Genomic DNA, 651 nt, shown 5'->3' on the forward strand with positions numbered 1-651 from the left:
GTTTCCCGAGACCCCGTCACCCGCCCCCCACAGTCCGTCCGACCCCCGGGGACGTCGGCGGGGTGTCCGCTCCGGGCGCTACGCTGGCCGAATGACGCGAGCGGAGGAACCCGGGGCCGCGAGCCCCGCGGGTGGTGTCATCGACGAGGCACTGGCGACGGAGTCCCGGGAGCGCGCTCCCCGGGCGCTGTTGCGCCTACCCACCCTGCGCCGACTGTGGGAGGCACAGCTCGCCGGCGGCACGGCGGACGTCCTCGCCCTGCTGGTGCTGCTGGTGCTGACCTTTCAGGCCGCCGCGGTGGCCGGCGCGCTCGGCGGGGGTGAGCGCGGTGTCGTCCTGAGCCTGGCGCTGCTGCTCGCCGTCCGCATCGGCGCCGGTGTCCTGGTCGGCACACTGCTGTTGGACCCGCTGGCCAAACTGGTCTCCGCCGACGGTCCCCTGGACCGCCGGTGGACCCTGGTCGGTGCCGACGGCGTCCGGGTGGTCGCACTGGTGCTCGCCCCGCTGTGGGTGGACTGGACACCCGGCACCGCCTGGGTGTGGCTCCTGGTCACGGCCCTCGTCCTGGCCGTCGCCGAGCGGGTGTGGACCATCACCCGGGACGCCGCCGCCCCGGCCCTGCTGCCGCCCCCGCCGCCCGAGGGCGATGC

Annotated in this window: 1 pseudogene; it reads left to right on the forward strand. The window is 76.0% G+C overall.

From position 1 onward, the window contains the following. Positions 1-91: 91 nt before the first annotated feature. A pseudogene (locus FNQ90_RS25885) lies at positions 92-651 on the forward strand (dTMP kinase); the annotation flags it as partial.

The organism is Streptomyces alkaliphilus (assembly GCF_014141535.1).
In the GTDB taxonomy this organism is placed as follows: Bacteria; Actinomycetota; Actinomycetes; order Streptomycetales; family Streptomycetaceae; genus Streptomyces; species Streptomyces alkaliphilus.